General features: G+C 51.4%; 13 protein-coding genes. 11 read left to right on the forward strand and 2 right to left on the reverse strand.

What is annotated here, in order from left to right; all coding sequences use genetic code 11:
• Positions 1–41 precede the first annotated feature (41 nt).
• Both DUE52_RS15205 and DUE52_RS32100 read right to left on the reverse strand, forming a co-directional pair.
• Positions 42–383, reverse strand: coding sequence for a LytTR family DNA-binding domain-containing protein (locus DUE52_RS15205; RefSeq protein ID WP_114406878.1), 342 nt, complete (start codon positions 381–383; stop codon positions 42–44).
• The gene (locus DUE52_RS32100; protein WP_133299846.1) at positions 380–652 is read right to left on the reverse strand and encodes a hypothetical protein; all 273 of its coding nucleotides are present in this window, start codon (positions 650–652) and stop codon (positions 380–382) included. The genes DUE52_RS15205 and DUE52_RS32100 overlap by 4 nt, the downstream gene beginning before the upstream one ends.
• A 637-nt stretch (positions 653–1289) precedes the next feature.
• Here DUE52_RS32100 and DUE52_RS15215 point away from each other — a divergent pair.
• The 11 genes from DUE52_RS15215 (at position 1290) to DUE52_RS15265 (ending at position 18870) form a co-directional block, all read left to right on the forward strand.
• Positions 1290–3851, forward strand: coding sequence for a T9SS type A sorting domain-containing protein (locus tag DUE52_RS15215; RefSeq protein ID WP_165840946.1), 2562 nt, complete (start codon positions 1290–1292; stop codon positions 3849–3851).
• A gap of 9 nt (positions 3852–3860) precedes the next feature.
• Positions 3861–4529, forward strand: coding sequence for a 4'-phosphopantetheinyl transferase family protein (locus DUE52_RS15220; protein WP_114406881.1), 669 nt, complete (start codon positions 3861–3863; stop codon positions 4527–4529).
• Between the two features lie 274 nt (positions 4530–4803).
• Entirely contained in the window at positions 4804–8064 is a 3261-nt protein-coding gene (locus DUE52_RS15225) for a putative Ig domain-containing protein (protein ID WP_222930283.1), read from the forward strand.
• Between the two features lie 871 nt (positions 8065–8935).
• Positions 8936–9724 carry a polysaccharide biosynthesis/export family protein gene (locus tag DUE52_RS15230; RefSeq protein ID WP_114406882.1) on the forward strand — a complete coding sequence of 263 codons (789 nt, stop codon included), beginning with the start codon at positions 8936–8938 and terminating at the stop codon, positions 9722–9724.
• A 4-nt stretch (positions 9725–9728) separates the two neighbouring features.
• Positions 9729–12071: a GumC family protein gene (locus tag DUE52_RS15235; protein WP_114406883.1), complete on the forward strand. Its 2343-nt coding sequence runs from the start codon at positions 9729–9731 to the stop codon at positions 12069–12071.
• 125 nt (positions 12072–12196) lie between these two features.
• Positions 12197–12865 carry a sugar transferase gene (locus DUE52_RS15240; RefSeq protein ID WP_114406884.1) on the forward strand — a complete coding sequence of 223 codons (669 nt, stop codon included), beginning with the start codon at positions 12197–12199 and terminating at the stop codon, positions 12863–12865.
• Positions 12866–12887: 22 nt separating this feature from the next.
• Positions 12888–13370, forward strand: coding sequence for a UpxY family transcription antiterminator (locus tag DUE52_RS15245; RefSeq protein ID WP_114406885.1), 483 nt, complete (start codon positions 12888–12890; stop codon positions 13368–13370).
• A gap of 180 nt (positions 13371–13550) precedes the next feature.
• Positions 13551–14456 carry a hypothetical protein gene (locus tag DUE52_RS15250; RefSeq protein WP_114406886.1) on the forward strand — a complete coding sequence of 302 codons (906 nt, stop codon included), beginning with the start codon at positions 13551–13553 and terminating at the stop codon, positions 14454–14456.
• Positions 14457–14511: 55 nt separating this feature from the next.
• Positions 14512–16056: a lipopolysaccharide biosynthesis protein gene (locus tag DUE52_RS33170; protein WP_114406887.1), complete on the forward strand. Its 1545-nt coding sequence runs from the start codon at positions 14512–14514 to the stop codon at positions 16054–16056.
• Between the two features lie 79 nt (positions 16057–16135).
• Positions 16136–17227: a glycosyltransferase family 4 protein gene (locus DUE52_RS15260; protein ID WP_114406888.1), complete on the forward strand. Its 1092-nt coding sequence runs from the start codon at positions 16136–16138 to the stop codon at positions 17225–17227.
• The gene (locus tag DUE52_RS15265) at positions 17224–18870 is read left to right on the forward strand and encodes a hypothetical protein (RefSeq protein WP_114406889.1); all 1647 of its coding nucleotides are present in this window, start codon (positions 17224–17226) and stop codon (positions 18868–18870) included. Before DUE52_RS15260 ends, DUE52_RS15265 begins: the two co-directional genes overlap by 4 nt.
• The last annotated feature ends 2 nt before the right edge of the window (positions 18871–18872 follow it).

The following is an 18872-nucleotide window of genomic DNA, read 5'->3' on the forward strand; positions in this document are numbered from 1 at the left end:
TTCAGACGGGCGCGGAACAACGAAGCAATTCGGGATGGGACTTAGTTATTGGCCGATTTGACGGCTCTGAAGACTTCGGCGATGCGTCGGCGGGCTACCAGCAAAACCGTGCCGTTGGTCAGGGTGAGTTCGACCTGGTAGGTGGAAATCCGGTGAAGGCGGGCAATGTGGGTGGGGTTGACGAGGGCGCCCCGGCTGATGCGGATGAATTCGGGAAGCATTTTTTGCCAGCGAACCAGTGTTCGGGCCGTCATCAGATTGGGGGCATTACTGCGGTGCAACAGGCTGTAATTGCTGTTACCCTCCAACCAGATGAGATCGGAGAGCGACAGGGGTACTTTATATCCTCTTAATAGTAGAGAGCCCGCTTGCTGCTGCATCATGAAGAAGTCGTCAATTGGTGGGTGACGTTTTGCAGAAATAAACGAACCCGAACCGCTTCTGTGGTTAATTCACACCGTTCTGCCTGTAAGAAATGATCCAGCATCATTTTGTCAGTCGCCGTCGCAATCCGTTGAATCCGACCACTCTGACGCGCCCACAAACTGTAGCCATAGATGGCATTCGGACACTCGGCCAATACGGCAAAGCCATACGGTGTTGAATCTCCGGACGGCTGGTGCCACAGGACAAACCAGCGTGCCTTTGCCATAATTTGCGATAACGAAAGCCGTTGCTGTTCCCAAACCTGGAAATGATTCAGGAGGCTCTCCAAAGGGAGCTCCGTCTCATCCGACCCGGTTGATGGAACAACCCGGTTCGGCGACTCTGCAACTTCAGTTTGAAAGCGGTGGCGTTGAGTAAACCAGAAAGACATTTCAGGTAGTTGATAACTCACTTGTATAGCCACCCTAGTGGATTCCGGAGAATCGCTCAGATGAGTAAAAACTTGTGAGAGTATAAGTTCATGCACATTCATCCAATTTCAGTGCCATTTTGTGCGGTTTATAGTTCAATTCATAAAAATTTGTTGAAAAGGTAAATTATTTATGGTCCTGTCATCTGAATCCAATACCGTAAAATCACTCCGCTGGAATGAAGGCGATTTGCGCTTATTTGGCACAGTAATTGTCATACCGGGGCCGGTTAAATAAAGGGGACTCCGGGTCATATACGCAGAGGGCTTTTTGGGTTTTCATCCGTTCGGCCAGTCGGTTGCACGGTGGACATAGCGTCGAAATCCCGGTTTTAGCAGGGATTTTTTGGTGGTTTGTTGATGATTTCGAAGTACTTTTATCTCCGCATTGGGCCGGTTAGCAGGCATGGCAGGTATAAAATTTTACGTAACGATGTACCGATTTCTTTTTTGGCTTTCTGTTCTGCTGGGTGACGTTCTTGGTTCACCAACCGCCAGAGCCCAACCGGTTATATTCAATGCCAGCCCCTCGGCCCAACCCGGCGAAACCGTCGGCCTGCAGGGATCTTTCGGGGCGTCGGCCCGGGCCTATTTCAACAAAGGAACCGCCACGACGCCCACGGCTTTGCCCATCCAGGTGCAGAGTGCCAATCAGCTTACCGTTCAGATTCCCGCCCAAACCGGTCTGGATCTCTACGAAATCTGGGTGGAAGACCAGGGACAGCGTAGTCCCAGCGTGTTCGTCAACCAGGCGCTGGGGCACCATTTCGATTCACCGGAGGTCTACGCCGACGGTACGGTTCGCATCTTTGGCCGCAATCTGAAACTGGCGGGGGCAAATCCCCGCGTTCGTCTGCTGGCGGATGGCTCCAATACCGTCCACGAAGCGGTGGTGAACGCCGAGCAGAGCGACGCCTACCAACTGAGTCTGAAACTGCCCGCCAGCCTGCAGGCCGGAGTCGCCTACACGGTTTTGGTTACCAACGGCCTGGGTGGCACCGCCGGTGAAACCCAGATGGAACTCCGGCTGATGGGCATTGCCCCCGGTCAGGATTATTTCCAACTGGGGGTTGGCTGGGCGGCCAAACTGGATTTTTACCGCAACGTCTACAACGTCAAAACCGATACGCGCCTGCCTCTGAAAGCGGTGGGGAATGGGGTCGCCAACGATCAGCCCGCCCTGCAACAGGCCATCAACCGCGTGGCCGCCGACGGGGGTGGTATTGTCTACCTGCCCGCCGGAACCTATAAGCTCCTGACACCCAACTTCGAATACCTGCGGATGCGCAACCGGGTGGTGATTCAGGGGGCGGGGAAGGGGCAGACCATCATCCAGTTTGGCTACGAACCGGGCGTTTCCCACCTGGGCGTCAGTTGGCCCGAAATTACCCGCCAGGCGGGTCTGGCGGATTTGTCGCTGTTGAACATCGACGAAACGGGCAGTGGGCAACTGAGCAGCAGCCGGGGGCAGGGCACGGAGATTTTTCTGCAGCGGGTTCGGTTCGATCTCAACCGCAGCGACTGGTTGTGGCTGGCCAACAGCGACAAGCTGGTGATTGCCAACACCGATTTGAGCCAGGGCGTCGATAGCCAGTATGACTACCGGGGGCCTTTGCAATTGAATGGATGCCGCAATTTTGTGCTCCGGGACAACACGTTCAACTATGCCGTTGACGGCCTGAACCTGAACGAGACGCAGGATGGGGTTTTTGAGAACAATGTGGTAAACCGTGACGGTTCGGCCCGCTATCCAGCCAACACCATTCACCACGTGCTGATCCTGAGTTTTGCCCGGAATGTGGCCCTGCTCAACAATGAATTCAAGGTCGTCAACGGCCCGGCCCAGAACGGTAACGATGGCGAAACAATCCTGAGCGAAGGCGGGGGCGCTGACCGCATCGATGAGGAAGCCGGAACGGTGAGCGGGGCTACAGCCACGACTTTGCAGGACCAGAGCAAAAACTGGGGAAGTTTCCGGCGGCAACCGGTGGTGGCCATTGTAAGCGGCAGAGGGATGGGACAATGGCGCCGGATCACCAGCCGGAGCGGTTCTACGCTGCAATTGGACCGGGCCTGGGACGTTATTCCGGAGGCCGGAAGTCACTATGCGATTTTTAACTGGGGAGCCGAAAACTGGTTGGTGTCCAATAACCGCATGGAAGGGAACCGCCGGGGCATCACGCTGTATCACACGGCCACAACGCAGGTGGCGATTGTCAACAACACTCTGCTCAACAGCGGTTCGATCGACCTGACGCCGGTTCAGCAATTGTATAACGGTCGGCAGCAGTTTATCCCGGTCTATAACACCCAGATTGTAGGGAATACGGTTTCGAACACGGATGGGTCGAACGGGGTCTTTATTGGCGTCCATGCCGTGCAGCACCGGCAGGAGCGGACCTTTGGCACGTCGGTGGTGGGTCTGGAGGTACGGGGCAACACGCTGCGGGCGGGCGTTCCGAACATCCCGGCGGTGGTGGATGCGGATTTCCCGGAAGGCTACCTCAATTATTTGGAATACAATCCGGTGACGTTTTATCAGGACGAGCGGATTCCGGCGGTTCTGGGCAGTATTTTCGAAAACAACACGGCCATCAATTGCAACAATGCACTGTATGTCAACAGCGGTTCCTACAACACGCTGGTTTGCAACCTGAAGCTGGAAAACTCTCCCAATGCGATCCGGGACGACCGGCTGGACCGGGTCAGCCATGCTTCGGTGTCTACTTCGTTGTGTCTGATTACCGGCGATGAGGAGTCGCAACTTGTCGTGAAGATTTATCCCAATCCGGTAACCACCGAACTGCACGTCCAATTGTCGGCGGCCGGGGCGCAATTGAAAATCTATTCACTGGCCGGAGCCTTGTTTATGGATACCCGAACAGCAACCTCCGAAGCAAATCTGGACGTTCGGCGTCTTCCCGTCGGGCCTTATGTGTTGCAGGTTCAACCCGACCAGGGGGGCGTCGTGAGTGAATGCTTCATAAAATATTAAACAGGTTCAATGCGTAGTTGGAACGAAGAACCGCAAGTCTCCATTGCTTCGGCTCCGCTGGGCAATTGCTGGCCCGACGCCCTTTACCGGCATTACCTGCAATCCGTACCAACCGCCTTTCACGCCAAACTGAATGCCTACCGGAACTGGCAGGACCGGCAGCGTTCCCTGATTGGCCGGTTGTTGCTGGCGAAACTTCTGCGTCAGTATGATTTTCCCGCTGAAACGCTGGAGCGGCTTACCATCGGCCGGTACGGAAAACCGTTTATCGACTCCGGTTTTCACTTCAATATTGCCCATTCCGCCGACCGGATTGTTTGCGTGGCCAGCCGGGATATTGTCGTCGGAATAGACATCGAATTGATCCGACCCATTGACTTCTCTGATTTTGAATCCGTGATGTCGCCGGCACAATGGCAGCGGATCATGGGATCGGAAGAGCCTCTTCTGGAATTCTGGCGTCACTGGACTGTCAAAGAAGCCATTGCCAAAGCCGATGGCCGTGGAATCGGACTGCCGCTTGCCACCATTTCGATTGAATCAGCCGTTGCCATGCTGGGAGAGAACCGCTGGCATGTGGCTGAACTGGAGCAGTGGAACGGGTATTGCAGTTTTGTTGCCGGTAGCCAGCCTATCGAGCCCGGTCTGATTGCTTTTGAAACGTACCAGTTTGGCTAAAAACCAGTCGGTCTATTCTACAGCCGAAGGCCAGATGTGTATCCTGGTCAAAATTCTCTCCAGATTACCATTCTCTCTTTTCAACCAGCGGTTCCGCTGGGGTAAATCGTCCGTTCACTTCCTTTTTTGTAAACTCCTGTAAACCGGGTCGAATTGGCACAGATTTAGCGGAAGAATAATGAGCCAATAAAGGCGATGTTAGTTTTGTGACTACACATTGGTGAAGGAGGAATGTGCGGTTGGATACGATGCGTAATCTGTAAAAAATAAAGATATGACCCATCGTTACCTGATATTCTTCCTTTTTATTAGCCTTTGCAGTTTACAAACCGCTACTGCCCAACCCCGCCTTTTCAATGCCAGCCCCTCGGCCCAACCCGGTGAAACCGTCGGCCTGCAGGGATCTTTCGGGGCGTCGGCAAAAGCCTACTTTCGCAAAGGAACGGCCACAACAACCACGGCTTTGCCCATCCAGGTGCAGAGTGCCAACCAGCTTACCGTTCAGATTCCCGCCCAAACCGGTCTGGATCTCTACGAAATCTGGGTGGAAGACCAGGGCCAACGCAGCCCCAGCGTGTTCGTCAACCAGGCTTTAGGGCATCATTTCGACTCTCCGGAGGTCTATGCCAACGGCACGGTTCGCATCTTTGGCCGCAATCTGAAACTGGCCGGGGCAAATCCCCGCGTTCGTCTGCTGGCGGATGGCTCCAACACCGTTCACGAAGCGGTGGTGAACGCCGAGCAGAGCGACGCTTATCAGTTGAGTCTGAAACTGCCCGCCAGCCTGCAGGCCGGAGTCGCCTACACGGTTTTGGTCACCAACGGCCTGGGTGGCACCGCCGGTGAAACCCGAATGGAATCCAAGTTGACCGCCGTTACGCCCGGTCAGGATTATTTCCAACTGGGGGTTGGCTGGGCGGCCAAACTGGATTTTTACCGCAATATCTACAACGTCAAAACCGATACGCGCCTGTCTGTGAAAGCGGTGGGCAATGGGGTCGCCAACGATCAGCCCGCCCTGCAACAGGCCATCGACCGGGCAGCCGCCGACGGGGGCGGTATCGTCTACCTGCCCGCCGGAACCTACAAATTGCTCTATCAACATTTCGAATACCTGCGGATGCGCAACCGGGTGGTGATTCAGGGGGCGGGGAAGGGGCAGACCATCATCCAGTTTGGCTACGAAACCGGCGTTTCCCATCTGGGGGTTCTCTGGCCGGAAATCACCCGGCAGGCGGGTCTGGCAGATTTGTCACTGCTAAACATCGACGAAACGGGTAGCGAACGGCTGAACAGCAGCCGGGGTCAGGGCACGGAGATTTTTCTACAGCGGGTTCGGTTCGATCTTAAACGCAGCGACTGGCTGTGGCTGGCCAACAGCGACAAGCTGGTGATTGCCAACACCGACCTGAGCCAGGGCGTCGACAGCCGTTTTAGCTACCGGGGGCCGCTGCAACTGGACGGATGCAGCCATTTTGTACTCCGGGGAAATACCTTTACTTACGCTGTCGATGGGCTCAATCTGGACAAAACCCGCGACGGGGTTTTTGAAAACAATGTAGTCATCCGCGATGGCTCGGCCCGGTATCCAACCAATACAATTCACCACGTTCTGATCATGAATTTTGCGCAGAATGTAGCGGTGCTCAAGAACGAATTCAAGGTCGTCAACGGCCCGGCCCAGAACGGCAGAGACGGCGAAACGATCATTAGTGAGGGGGGAGGGGGCGACCGCATTGATGAGGATGCCGGAACGGTGAGTGGAGCCACGGCCACGACCCTGCAGGACCAGAGCAAAACCTGGGGTAGTTTCCGGCGGCAACCGGTGGTGGCCATTGTGAGCGGAAAAGGGATGGGACAATGGCGCCGGATCACCAGCCGGAGCGGCTCGACACTGCAATTGGACCGCGCCTGGGACGTTATTCCGGGCGCGGGGAGCCGGTATGCGGTTTTCAACTGGGGGGCACGCAACTGGCTGATTCAGGGCAACCGCTTGTCGGGTAATCACCGCGGCATCACGCTGTACCACACATCGACAACGCAGGTAGCGATAGTCAACAACACCTTGCTCAACAGCGGTTCGATCGACCTGACGCCGATTCAGCAGCAGTCGGACGGTCGTCAGCAGTTTATGCCGATGTATAACACCCAGATTGTGGGCAACACCGTTTCGAACACGAATGGGGCCAATGGCGTGTTTATTGGTGTCCATCCCGTGCAGCACGCCCAGGAAAAAACCTTCGGTACGTCGGTGGTGGGGCTGGAGGTGCGGGGCAACACGCTGCGGGCGGGGGTTCCGAACATCCCGGCGGTGGTGGATGCGGAATATCCGGAAGGCTACCTCAATTACCTGGAATATCATCCCGTGGCGTTTTATCAGGATGAGCAGGTTCCGGCGATTCTGGGGAGCATTTTCGAGAACAACACGGCTATCAATTGCAACAATGCGCTGTATGTCAACAGCGGTTCCTACAACACGTTGGTTTGCAACCTGAAGCTGGAGAATTCACCGAACGCGATTCGGGACGACCGGTTTGATCGGGTTAGCCACGCTGCGGTGGCAACGGTTTTGTGCGTTAAACCCAGCCCGACGCCTGCGGCCAATAAACCTCCGCAGCCGCCTTCTCCTACCGTATTGATTGCCCCGCTGACGGCCCAGGTGGGGGTGCCTTTCTCGGGCACGCTGGTGGCTTTCACCGATCCCGAAGGCGGAACCCTGACGTATGGATTAAGCGAATTACCGGGCGGATTGAGTACGAATACCGGCAACCGAAGTCTGAGCGCAACGGCGTTCAATCACATTATTACCGGTACGCCGGTCAAAGAAGGGACCTACAAGCTGACATATTCGGCCACCGATGAGCAAGGGGCAACGAGTCAGGTCAGTTTTGATTTGATCGTTAAGCCTGCCGCCGTCGCTCCCGTCGTAACCGGGAATTTTGAGGGTTTTCTGGATAAACTGGAATGCGGAAGCATCCGGGGGTGGGTCTGGGATCGCAACAAACCGAACACACCCTTGACGGTTGAGTTCTACCTTGAAACCGGTTCGCCGGCTGTTACTACGATTTTAGGGCGCACGGAGGCCAACATTTACCGGACAGATTTAAAGACGGCTGGGAAGGGAAACGGGGTTCATGCGTACAACTTTTCACCTCCGGCAGGTTTAAAAAACGGCGCGATGGTTCGGGCCAGGGTGCTGGGCAGTACATACCTTTTGAAAGGGTCGCCTAAAGCCTATCAGTGTGCGAATGCGCGTTTATCAGCCGAAGAAACAATGGATCTCAGCCTGACTGTGCTGGGAAATCCGATTATGGGGGATGCGCTGGAAATTGAGATTCGGGGCGCCGAAGACCAGCCGGTTCACTGGCAATTATCGGATGTGCAGGGCCGACTGGTCACCCAGCATCGGGTAGAACGGGCCGGTGCCGTTGAGCGGCAGACGGTGTTGATTGCCGGTCAGCCGGCGGGGCTTCTGTGGCTCCGGGTCAGCACGGCCAGCCAGGCCAAAACCGTACGGGTGCTGAAGGCCAACTGAGGCAATCCGGTATCTGGATTGGCAGCAACCGCCCGATTTTCAGATCAGGCCGTGGCCGTCTTTTCGTTTCCTTTCTTCATCAAAAATATTTTCAGTTTACCAGCGAAGCGTAAACCGGGAAGGTATGCCGACCCGAAACCCCTTCCTTCTCCTATTCTGGAAACGCTCCATTTGATCCGGCCGCTTCGTGCTTCAGGGAGGATGCGTTTGCGCCGGAAGACCTGCTACTCGCGCCCGGTTTGAATTATCGCACATAAAAATCACCGCCATATAATAAAGTAAGGGAAATTCAATGAATAAAATTCATTGAATTTCTTTGTCTGTTAAATAGGATGGTTACTCAATACGATACAAGGTAATGGTCTATTATTGTACAAGCAAATAAAATGGTTATAAATACTACATACCTACGCAGGGTTAGCACAATTTGTAGAAATTATATTCCCGTAAAAACTTGAGTAATGTCTGATTTTTTACCGTTTCCGGAATGGTAGTCGATTCTGCGATCAAAGTCGTAAGGAATTCGTAAGTCATGTGTCTGATAAAAGAGATTGCGGAATTACTTAACGTATTAGCGAAATTAAATTCTATTTTTATTCAATTTATAAGTATTATTTTTGTAATACAGTTGCTTCCATCAGGAGCGGTAATGGCATCCAGAGAGTTTACCGCAAGGATCATGCAACCCGATCAGTACCCCGAAACGTCAGGCCGTGTAAATTGTTTTCGTTTTTTGAATTGAGTAATTTTACTTAACTTGCAAAACTTTTTGACAAGGGCAATGACTTGTTAGCGAAGTGGATGAGTTAGTCTGGCAGTAGCAGTCCGGTTATTTGCAGAGTCAGTATCATTATTTTATTAAAGTGACGGTATGAATCAACGTAAACTGGGTGTTCGGGGGGCGATTTGGGTGTTGGGCCTGTGTGCTTTTCTGACGAGTTGTATATCAAGCAAGAAATTGGTGCTGTATCAGAAAAGCGGGAACGATAAAGACACCATTGCGCTTTCTCCACGGTATATTGCGACCATCAAAGTGGGTGATGTGTTGTCTGTTCAGGTGAGCAGTTTTAGCCCGGAGGCCACGGCTCTGTTCAATCCCTATACCTCCATCACAGCCATGGCCGGGCAGAGTTCCGCCACAACCCCCATGCCCTATGTGACCGGTTACCTGGTTAGCGAAGAAGGGCAGATTGAATTGCCTTTGATCGGCAAAGTGACCGTCCAGGGACTCACCAGCAGCCAGGCGTCCAAACAGATCCGGCAGAAACTGCTCGATTACCTGAAAGAACCAACGGTGAATGTCAGAAACCAGAGCTTTCAGATTTCAGTCACGGGAGAAGTGGCCCGGCCCTCCCTCTTCACCATTCCCAATGAGCGCGTTACGTTGCCCGAAGCCCTGGGGCTGGCGGGTGATATTACCATTTTCGGACAGCGTACGAACATTCTGGTCATTCGCGAAGAAAATGGGCAACGGACGTTTAACCGCGTTGACTTGACCCGGCGGGATTTGTTTCGTTCGCCATTCTATTACCTGCATCCTAACGATATCGTGTATGTTGAACCCGGTAAGGCCCGAATTGCCAATGCAGACCGGAATTATCAGTTAGTACCCATTATCCTCAGTGCGCTTTCGATCATAGCCATTGTTGTAACGCGTTAATACTATGGTAAATAACTCATACACGCCTTATCAGGCCTATGAAATAGCACCACAGCCAAATCTACGGGCTACGCTCATGCGGTATTTACGCTTCTGGCCGTGGTTTATGCTTTCCATCGCGCTCATGCTTGGAGCCGCTTATGCGTACCTGCTGTATCAGCCGCCGGTTTTCCGGGTACACGCCAGTTTGCTGATCAAAGACGAAAAGAAAGGGGGCGTTGCCGCCGAGAACCTGATGAAGGAACTCTCGCTTTTTACTAAGAACGTCAGCATCGACGACCAGATCGAGATTCTTAAGTCCTACACCCTCATGGACCGGGTGGTGAAAAGTCTGGGACTCGACGTTCAGTACTATCACCCTACCAAAACGTACAACAAGGAAATCTACGGAGAGTCGCCCATCCGGTTGCTGGTTGAAAAAGAGCATCCAAGCCTGTTTTCCAGCGAGTTGGCGTTTACATTCGTGGATGAAAAAACATTCCTGTTAAATGGCTACTCCTACCCGTTTAACCAAAATATCAAAACGCCTTACGGGTTGCTTCGCGTATTTGCCCTCAAGCCTATTTCGGCCAGCACACCACCCGTGCTGGTGTCGGTGGCGACGCACTCGAGAGCCGTCAACAGCTATCTGAATAAACTGAGCGTTGAACCGGCAGCCAAGGAGTCCAATGTGCTGGAGCTTAGCATGGAGGAAACCGTGCCGGACAAAGCGGAAGCGATCCTGAACCAACTGGTCAATGCCTACAGCAAGGAAGCGGTTTTTGATAAAAACAAAGACGCCAATAACATGCTCCACTTCATTGAAGAACGGCTGAGCCTGATTGCCGGTGAGCTATCGAAAGTGGAACAGGAAGTCGAAACCTACAAATCGACCGAAGGCATTACGGATCTGAGCATCCAGGCCCAGACCTTCCTGATGACTGTCAAGGAAAATGATGCCCAGTTGAATGAAGTAAATATGCGGTTGAGCGGTTTGGCAGACATTGAACGCTACGTGGCCAAACAGATTGGTGACAAGAGTGTTGCTCCCGCCACCATCGGACTGAACGACCCGACCCTGAACGGCTTGCTCACGAAAGTATCGGAACTCGAACTGAAACGCGATGAAATGTCGCGCATGATGGCCAGCAACAGCCCCATGCTCCAGTCGATCGACAGCCAGATCAGAACCATTAAAGGCAGCATCAACGAAAACATTCAGACAATGCGGCAGCAGTTGACCAGCAGCCGCAACCACCTGCTGGCGAATAACCGGCGGATGGAAGGCATGATCCGGACCGTTCCGGGGAAGGAGCGGACGCTGCTTAACATTACCCGGCAGCAGGTCATTAAAAACGGGCTGTATACCTACCTGCTTCAAAAACGGGAAGAAACCGCCTTGTCGGCGGCTTCGACGGTTTCCGACAGCCGGATTGTGGACGCAGCCCGCACGGACGAAGGGCCGATTGCTCCGGTGAAAACGTCCATCTTTTTGATCTTCGGTTGCATCGGCCTGGTGTTGCCCATTGGTTTTATTGAACTGAAATCGGCTCTCAATGACCGGGTGATGCGCCGTTCCGACGTGGAAGAATTCACGCAGGTTCCCATTTTGGGCGAGATTGTGAAGGGCAGTAAAATGTCCAGCGACAACCTGGTTTTCAAACCGAGAATGCGCTCCGTGATTGGGGAGCAGATTCGGGCCTTACGGACAAATCTGCATTTTCTGAAGGGAGAAGAACAGCGCAGCCAGGTTCTGCTATTCACTTCCTGCATCAGTGGGGAGGGCAAATCGTTCATTTCCCTCAACCTGGGGGCCAGTCTGGCCATGGTGGAACGGACGACGGTTATTCTGGAGATGGACCTGCGGAAACCGCAACTGCACAAGAGCCTGCACATGGAAAACCTCGCCGGCATCAGCAATTACCTGCTGGGAGAAGCGACGATCGATGAACTGCTCCAGCCCATCATGGGATACAACAACTACTTCATCATTACGGCGGGGCCACTCCTGTCGAACCCGGCGGAGTTGTTGAGTTCGCCCCGTCTGGGCCAGCTTTTTCGGGAATTGCGGCAACGGTTCGACTACATTCTGGTGGACTCACCACCCGTTGGGCTCGTAACCGACTCACAGGTGATTGCGCCGTTCGCCGACGTTACCCTGTTTATGATCCGGCACGACCATACGCCTAAAAACCACCTGAAAATGGTGGACGCTCTCTACAAAGAACAGCGATTCCAGAATTTGAGCATTGTTCTGAATGCCATTGGTGAAGGCGATTCGCACTATTATAATTATGGCTATGGCGAATATTATGGGGGTTCGGATCCCAATCAGCAGGGGGGAAAAGGAAAACACCGAAAAACCTGATCTGACGGCCTTTTTAAGCAAGTAAATCACCAACAGGCTCTGTTGATCGCCTGATACCAAGCTTCGACGGATTTCCTGACCGTCATTCACCTGTAACGAACCCGAATTAGACAGTTAAAAGCAATATGCTAAGCCTTAACTCACAATACCAAACCCTTTATGTCTATGCGGAGGAACGGAACCGACGCAGTGATTTTACATACCGGTATTTTGGAAAGCGTGCCTTCGATATTTGCCTGAGTTTTCTGGTTACCGTGTGTATCCTGATCTGGATGATTCCATTGGTAGGCCTGTTGATCAAGTTGGGCTCACCCGGCCCCATCCTGTTCATTCAAAAGCGTACCGGGTATCGTGGTACTTCTTTCAATTGTTTGAAATTCAGAACGATGACGCACAATCCGGCGGCTTCCTTCAAACAGGCAAAGCGGAACGATGAGCGGATCACGCCGATCGGGCGGTTCCTGCGAAAAACCAATCTGGACGAAATGCCGCAATTCCTCAATGTGCTCATCGGCGACATGAGTATTGTTGGCCCCCGGCCCCACGCCATTCAGCACAGTGCACAATTCTGGAATACAATGCCTGAATACCGGAAACGCTACCGCGTGAAACCGGGGATCACTGGACTGGCCCAGATCAATGGGTACCGGGGCGAAATCGACCATGTGATGAAAATGCGCCACCGGGTCAGATATGACCGCTTCTACAACCGCAAAAAATCCATTCTATTCGATCTCTGGATTTGCTGGCTGACGGTGAAGGCCATGGTTGGTGAAAATAAAAACGCCTGGTAACGGGATAATCTTTTGCAAGCCTATGTCCTGGTACGTATTGTATACGAAGTCCCGAACCGAAAAGGCGGTGGCCGACAAGTTGAAAGAGCGCGGGATCGAAGTGTATTGTCCACTGGTTAAAACAAAACGAAAGTGGTCGGACCGAATGAAAACCGTTGAAGAACCACTTTTCCGGTCCTACTGCTTTGTGAATCTGGAAGAACAGCAACGCGACCGGGTATTTGGGGTGCCCGGTATTGTTCGCTACCTGTTCTGGATGAACAAACCGGCCGTGGTTCGGGACTCCGAGATCGAGATCATCCGGCGAATGCTGCAAGAAACCGATAACAACCACATTCAGGTTGAGGCCTTTTCATCATCCGACCGCATCAAAATAAAATCCGGCTGTTTTCAGGATCTGGAAGGCAACGTAATGAACCAGCAGGGGAAAACACTGCAAGTGTTTATCGATACGCTGCAAATGGTTATAAAAGTTGATTTATCGAAGACGCTGGTTGCGGCTTGAAGGCCACGTTTGCGCACCTGCAATTTCTGACTACCCGAAAGTACTGCAAGTTAGGTCCAACCTGGGACTGAAAGGGCGAAGCCGTATCAAAACCAGCCGATAATTCTTAATTCCGGAACGTTTACGCGAAAAAAACCGGATAACGGGCGAGAAACGACGCTCAAATTAGTCTGTCAATTCATGAAAAAAATCGCTCTGGCGACCTTTATTTTTTGTCTCTTTCTGCTGCTGGTGGAGCTGGGCGGTCGCTATTACGGATTAACCAGCTATCCCCTCTACGACGCCAGTAGCGAGTATGAATACCTGCTAAAACCCAATCAGGATGTCAGGATTTACCGGAATCGATTTACCACCAATGAATTCTCCATGCGCAGTGCACCTGTTGCCAAAACCGATACACTCGTGGTTTTATTGGTGGGCGATTCGATCATCAACGGCGGTAATTCCATCGATCAGGATAGCCTGGCCAGCACCCTTGTAGAGAAAGAATTGCTTCGTCAATACGGTAAAAAAGTACGCGTATTAAACATCAGTGACAAGACCTGGTCGCCCGATAATGTGGTGGCTTATTTAAAGAAATTCGGGGTGTTCGGTGCCGATATGATTCTGATGGTGGCCAATAGTGGTGACGCATTCGACCCGATGACTTTTCAGCCCATTGTAGGCGTAACGTCAACGCATCCGGATAAGAATGACGCGTTTGCCTGGCCCAAATTGGTCGTAAAAGCGTGGGCAACCGTAGAAGATCGCTACTTCAGGTCCGAAGAACCCGCTGGTAAGGAGGAAAAAATAGCCGAAGAACCCGAAAATCTGGTCAAAGGTTTTTCCGATTTAGACAGTATTTCCAGGCAGTTAAAAATACCGTTCTTTCTTTATTTACACCGCTCCCAGTCGGAACTGACGAAAAATACGGTCGACCGGGGCGGCTTAGTGATCGAAGAATTTTGCAAAAAAAATCAGATCCCGATGCGCATCAACCGCATGGCGTTCGACATGTTCAATGATGAAATTCATTTGAACAGCAAGGGACAAAAAGCATTAGCGAAAGATTTATTGCCCATCATTCAGTCGGAATTAAAGCTGTAAAGAAGGCGTGATAGTAGAAGTTTTTGAGTTTAATCCATGATGAGCAACCCCATTTATGTCAACCACTAAACGACTGATTTCAGGTACAGCGGCTTCCTGGGCAAGGATTGGGGTTACCATGCTCACTCAGGTGGCTCTTGTTCCCATCTTTCTGAGCTATTGGGACATTCAAACCTACGGGGTATACATTGCCATTCAGGCACTGATCAATGTTTTAAATACCCTTGGGAGAGGCTACAGCGATTATTTACAATTTGAATTTTTGAAATTTGGTACCACCAACCGACCCCAAATTGCCTCCTTGCTTTGGTCCGGGGTCAGTGTCATTCTGATCCTAAGTGTTCTGGAACTCTCCATTTTATATTATATCGCTTTTTACAGCAATATCGAGTTCTTGTTCAACGAAAAAAGCGTCAACAATCCGGACTTTAGAAATCAGGTTGGCTGGTCGCTCATGCTGCAATGGGTTACGTGGATAGCCTCCAACATTATCGGTCTGTTTTTTAGAGCATTAAACCCCTTCGGCTACTACCCCCGGATGGAATGGTGGAACGTGATTTCGTCCATTCTTACTTCACTTATTACGGTGGTTTTTATCATCAATGGTGCCGATTTACTGGGGGTTAACATCGCGGCATCCGCAGGGTCAATGGCGATCATGTTCATTCAATTTCTGGATACCAACGCGCTGTTAAAGCGGGAAAGCATTCAAATCACGGCGGCTTCCGTGCGGATGGGCTTCGAAAAGTACGTTACCTCCATTACGTTGTCGGGCCGGTATTTTCTGGAAAATTTCAAACAGCAGGGCGTTCGGCTGTTGCTGTCTCCCCTGGTGGGCGCAGCCAGTCTGGCGGCTTTTGTAACGATGCGAACCGGTGCCAATGTGGCCTTGCAAGGGCTCTCTACCATTACGAACCCGTTGATGCCGGAATTGATGCGGTTTCTGCACACCAAGGATCAGGAACGAATGCAGGTCGCTTTCGATAGCATCTGGCTGGTGGTGGTGGCTGTTCTGGCTCCTGCCGTGCTGGTGATCCATGCCATCGCTCCTTTCCTGTTTACGATGTGGACGAAAGGCCAGATTGTATACGATCCTTATCTGTTCGCCACGCTATCGTTGAGTGTGCTGGTGTATGGCATTGCCCAACCCGCCACTGCGATCGTCACCGGGAATAATTTGCTCAAATTGCAAATGGGTATTTCGCTGGTATCGTCACTGATCGTTATCGCCGGTATCTTTTTCCTCGTTCCCCAAATCAGCATCGTTGGCGCCGGCATATCGCTTTTAACCGCCGAAATCGCAGCCGCTATTGGGTTCCGGTATTACGCCAGAAAATGGCTCCAGTTGCATCACATGCGCTGGCCGAACCAATCGTACGGTATCGCGATCCGATCCGTCCTGATAGCGGCTTTTGGCATGATCATGATGAGTGCATTCCCGGACTATTACCTGTTGTATCTGGCCGTGTCTTTTGTGGCGTTATGCTGGAATATAAAGAAATATTGGGAGCTGTTTTCAAAGATTGGGGTGGAGAAAACCTTGTTATTATTAAGTCGTCTGCCCGTTATTGGCAAGTACTGTTACAGCAAAACAGCCTAATTCAATCATGAAGGTTACCCAGTTGGCGATCGGAAGGTTTCATCACTTCCACCTCGCAAGACAATTAGAACGATTAGGATTGCTGGAAAGGATATACACGGGCTTTCCTAAATTTAAATTAAAAGACGAGCAGGGTATTCCGAAGGATAAAGTAAAAACGTTTCCGTGGATTCATACGCCCTACATGAAAAGAGGGTTGATTGGAATTCAGTACTGGGAGTGGTTATCGGAAGAATGGGAATGGATCGATAAACAGGTGATTGATAAATATGTGGCCGGAAAAATTAACCATCCGACCATCCTGATTGCTTTGTCGGGGAACGGGTTGCACGCCGGTAAAAAAGCAAAAGACAACAACGGTTATTTCATCTGCGACCGGGGCTCATCCCACATCCGGTTTCAGGATCAAATCCTGCGCGAAGAATACGCCCGCTGGGGATTTACGTTTCGGGGAGTCGACCCGCGGGTGATCGAAAAGGAAGAAATTGAATATGAACAGGCCGACCGGATTACGATTCCTTCTGAATTCGTAAAGCAAACATTTATCGATCAGGGCGTTCCCGAAAGCAAACTTTCTAAAATACCGTATGGTGCCCGGCTGGAGCGGTTTTATAAAGTGGCCGAACCCGACACGGATAAATTTAAAGTACTCTGGGTGGGCAATGTGTGCCTTCGGAAAGGGTTCATGTATGCCTTACATGCCTTCCAGAACCTCCGGCATCCCAACAAGGAATTTGTCGTTATCGGAACGGTTGAATCAGAAATAAAACAATTGCTGATCGGACAAAACCTGGACAAGGTGTTTTTTTTAGGCCTGATCCCAAACGCTCAACTCCCCCGCATGTATAGTACCGCCAGCGTATTTATCATCCCGAGTTTAGAAGAAGGATTGGCCATGGTGCAGGGAGAAGCGTTGGCGTGTGGTTGTCCGGTAATTGCCAGTGTGAATTCGGGATCGGAAGATTTATTTAAAGACGGTCAGGAAGGCTTTATCGTACCCATTCGGAATCCGGCAATCATGACTGATAAATTAGTGCAGTTGGCGGATGACCCGGCCTTGCGGGATCGCATGTCGGTGGCAGCCATCGAATGCGTGAAAAGCATGGGCGGGTGGGATCGCTACGGCGAAGGTTTTCGGGAAACACTACTAGCCCTGGTCGAAGGAAAATGAGCATGGTAGCCAGTCAGAAACGGCCTCTCACATCCGCACCGCAGACGCCTGTCCTGCCGGTTCAGCCGCGCTTTATTTTTTTGGGGCTGTTCAAACGGTGGATCTGGATTGCGGTTTTTGTGGCCGCGCTGCTGCAAAGTCTGTTTTTCTTTAGCCCTGCCAATCTGTTTGCGGTAGTGTTTGTCCTCTTCGCGTGGGGACTGGCCGATAAATTTGTTCTGACGGCTTTTAACTTATCAAAATATACCTTTTCAACCGTTATCATCCTGGGGTTTTCACTCACCCAGTATGTCTTGCCGCTGATCTTTACGCTGCTCGAAGGAAAACCGATCACCTATAATCTTAAATTTCCGTACAGCGTTTTTATCCATTCTTTATTGGCGCTGGTGGTTTTTATAACGTCCCATCATCTCTATAAAAAATGGCGCGAAGGGCTTGCCGGCAGACTGTATTATAAACTGAGTCTGGTTTTAAAGCGGAATTATTTTTTTGCGACACCCTCCGATCTGCAAATCTGGATTATTGGCTTTGTGGGATTAGCCGGTATGGCGGTTACATACCTCAGTGGCAGCCATTTTGATGGAACCGCCGAAGAAAGAGGAACGGTGGCGAAATTTTTCCAGGGATTGGTACCGTATGCGTATACGCCCTTATTCCTGTTATTAAGACCCTTGTTTTCGTTAAAAAGACCGCCTTTCGTTAAACCGCCGACGCTTAAAGTCATGATTTTTGCTTCCATGCTGTTGTTTGTCGGGATGGGCGGAAACAGCCGCGGGCTTTTCATGACCGGTATCAGTGCGGTGGGAATTGCCTATCTGATTGGGCTCTTATTAGGCAAATTCGACCACAATATCTTCAATTTTAAAAATGCCCTCCTGGCCGGTTTAGGTCTCTGGATTATAACCGGTCCGCTCGCGGATTTAGGCACGTCCATGGTGATTGTCAGGGCGCAGAGAAGCAATCTGACCAGTACGGAACTGGTGCTGAAAACGCTCGAGGTTTTGCAGAATAAAAAAGCCATCAAGCAGTTCAGAGCCATGAATACGGTGATTGAAGTTCGGGATTGGGATGAGACGTATTTTGATAACATCTTCCTGTCGAGATTCTGCAACCTGAAATACAACGATGCCAGCCTGGAACTGGCGTATAAAATGGGCAAGCCGAACGACGATATGCTCAGTTATTCCATCGATAAATTCTGGGCTATTTTGCCGTTGCCGGTTCTAAATTTTTTCCACATCAAAGTGGATAAACTCACGGTCAATGCGTCCTCCTACGGAGATTATTTGTACGACCGATCGGGCGGTAAAGGGGGATTGGGCGGTTTTCGAACGGGCCATTTTGCCGGTACCGGTATGGCGACTTTTGGGTGGTGGTATCTCTTGTGGTTGGGCATTGGCATCATCCCCCTGTTTTTACTGGTTGACTTATTTGTCATGTATTACCAGCAGGGGGCCGTGATGACTACCTGTTTAAGTCTGGCCGGGCTCATTCAAATGAACTTCTTCTTTACCTTGTTTTCGGTTTCTAATTTTTCGGAAAGCGTCGTAAATATTTATGCTTTTTTAATGCGGGGCTGGATACAGGATGCCCTTCTCTACTGGTTTATCCTGTTGGCCCTTCGCAAGCTCCGTCTTTTTTAAGG

It is taken from the genome of Larkinella punicea, assembly GCF_003334855.1.
Lineage (GTDB): Bacteria > Bacteroidota > Bacteroidia > Cytophagales > Spirosomataceae > Larkinella > Larkinella punicea.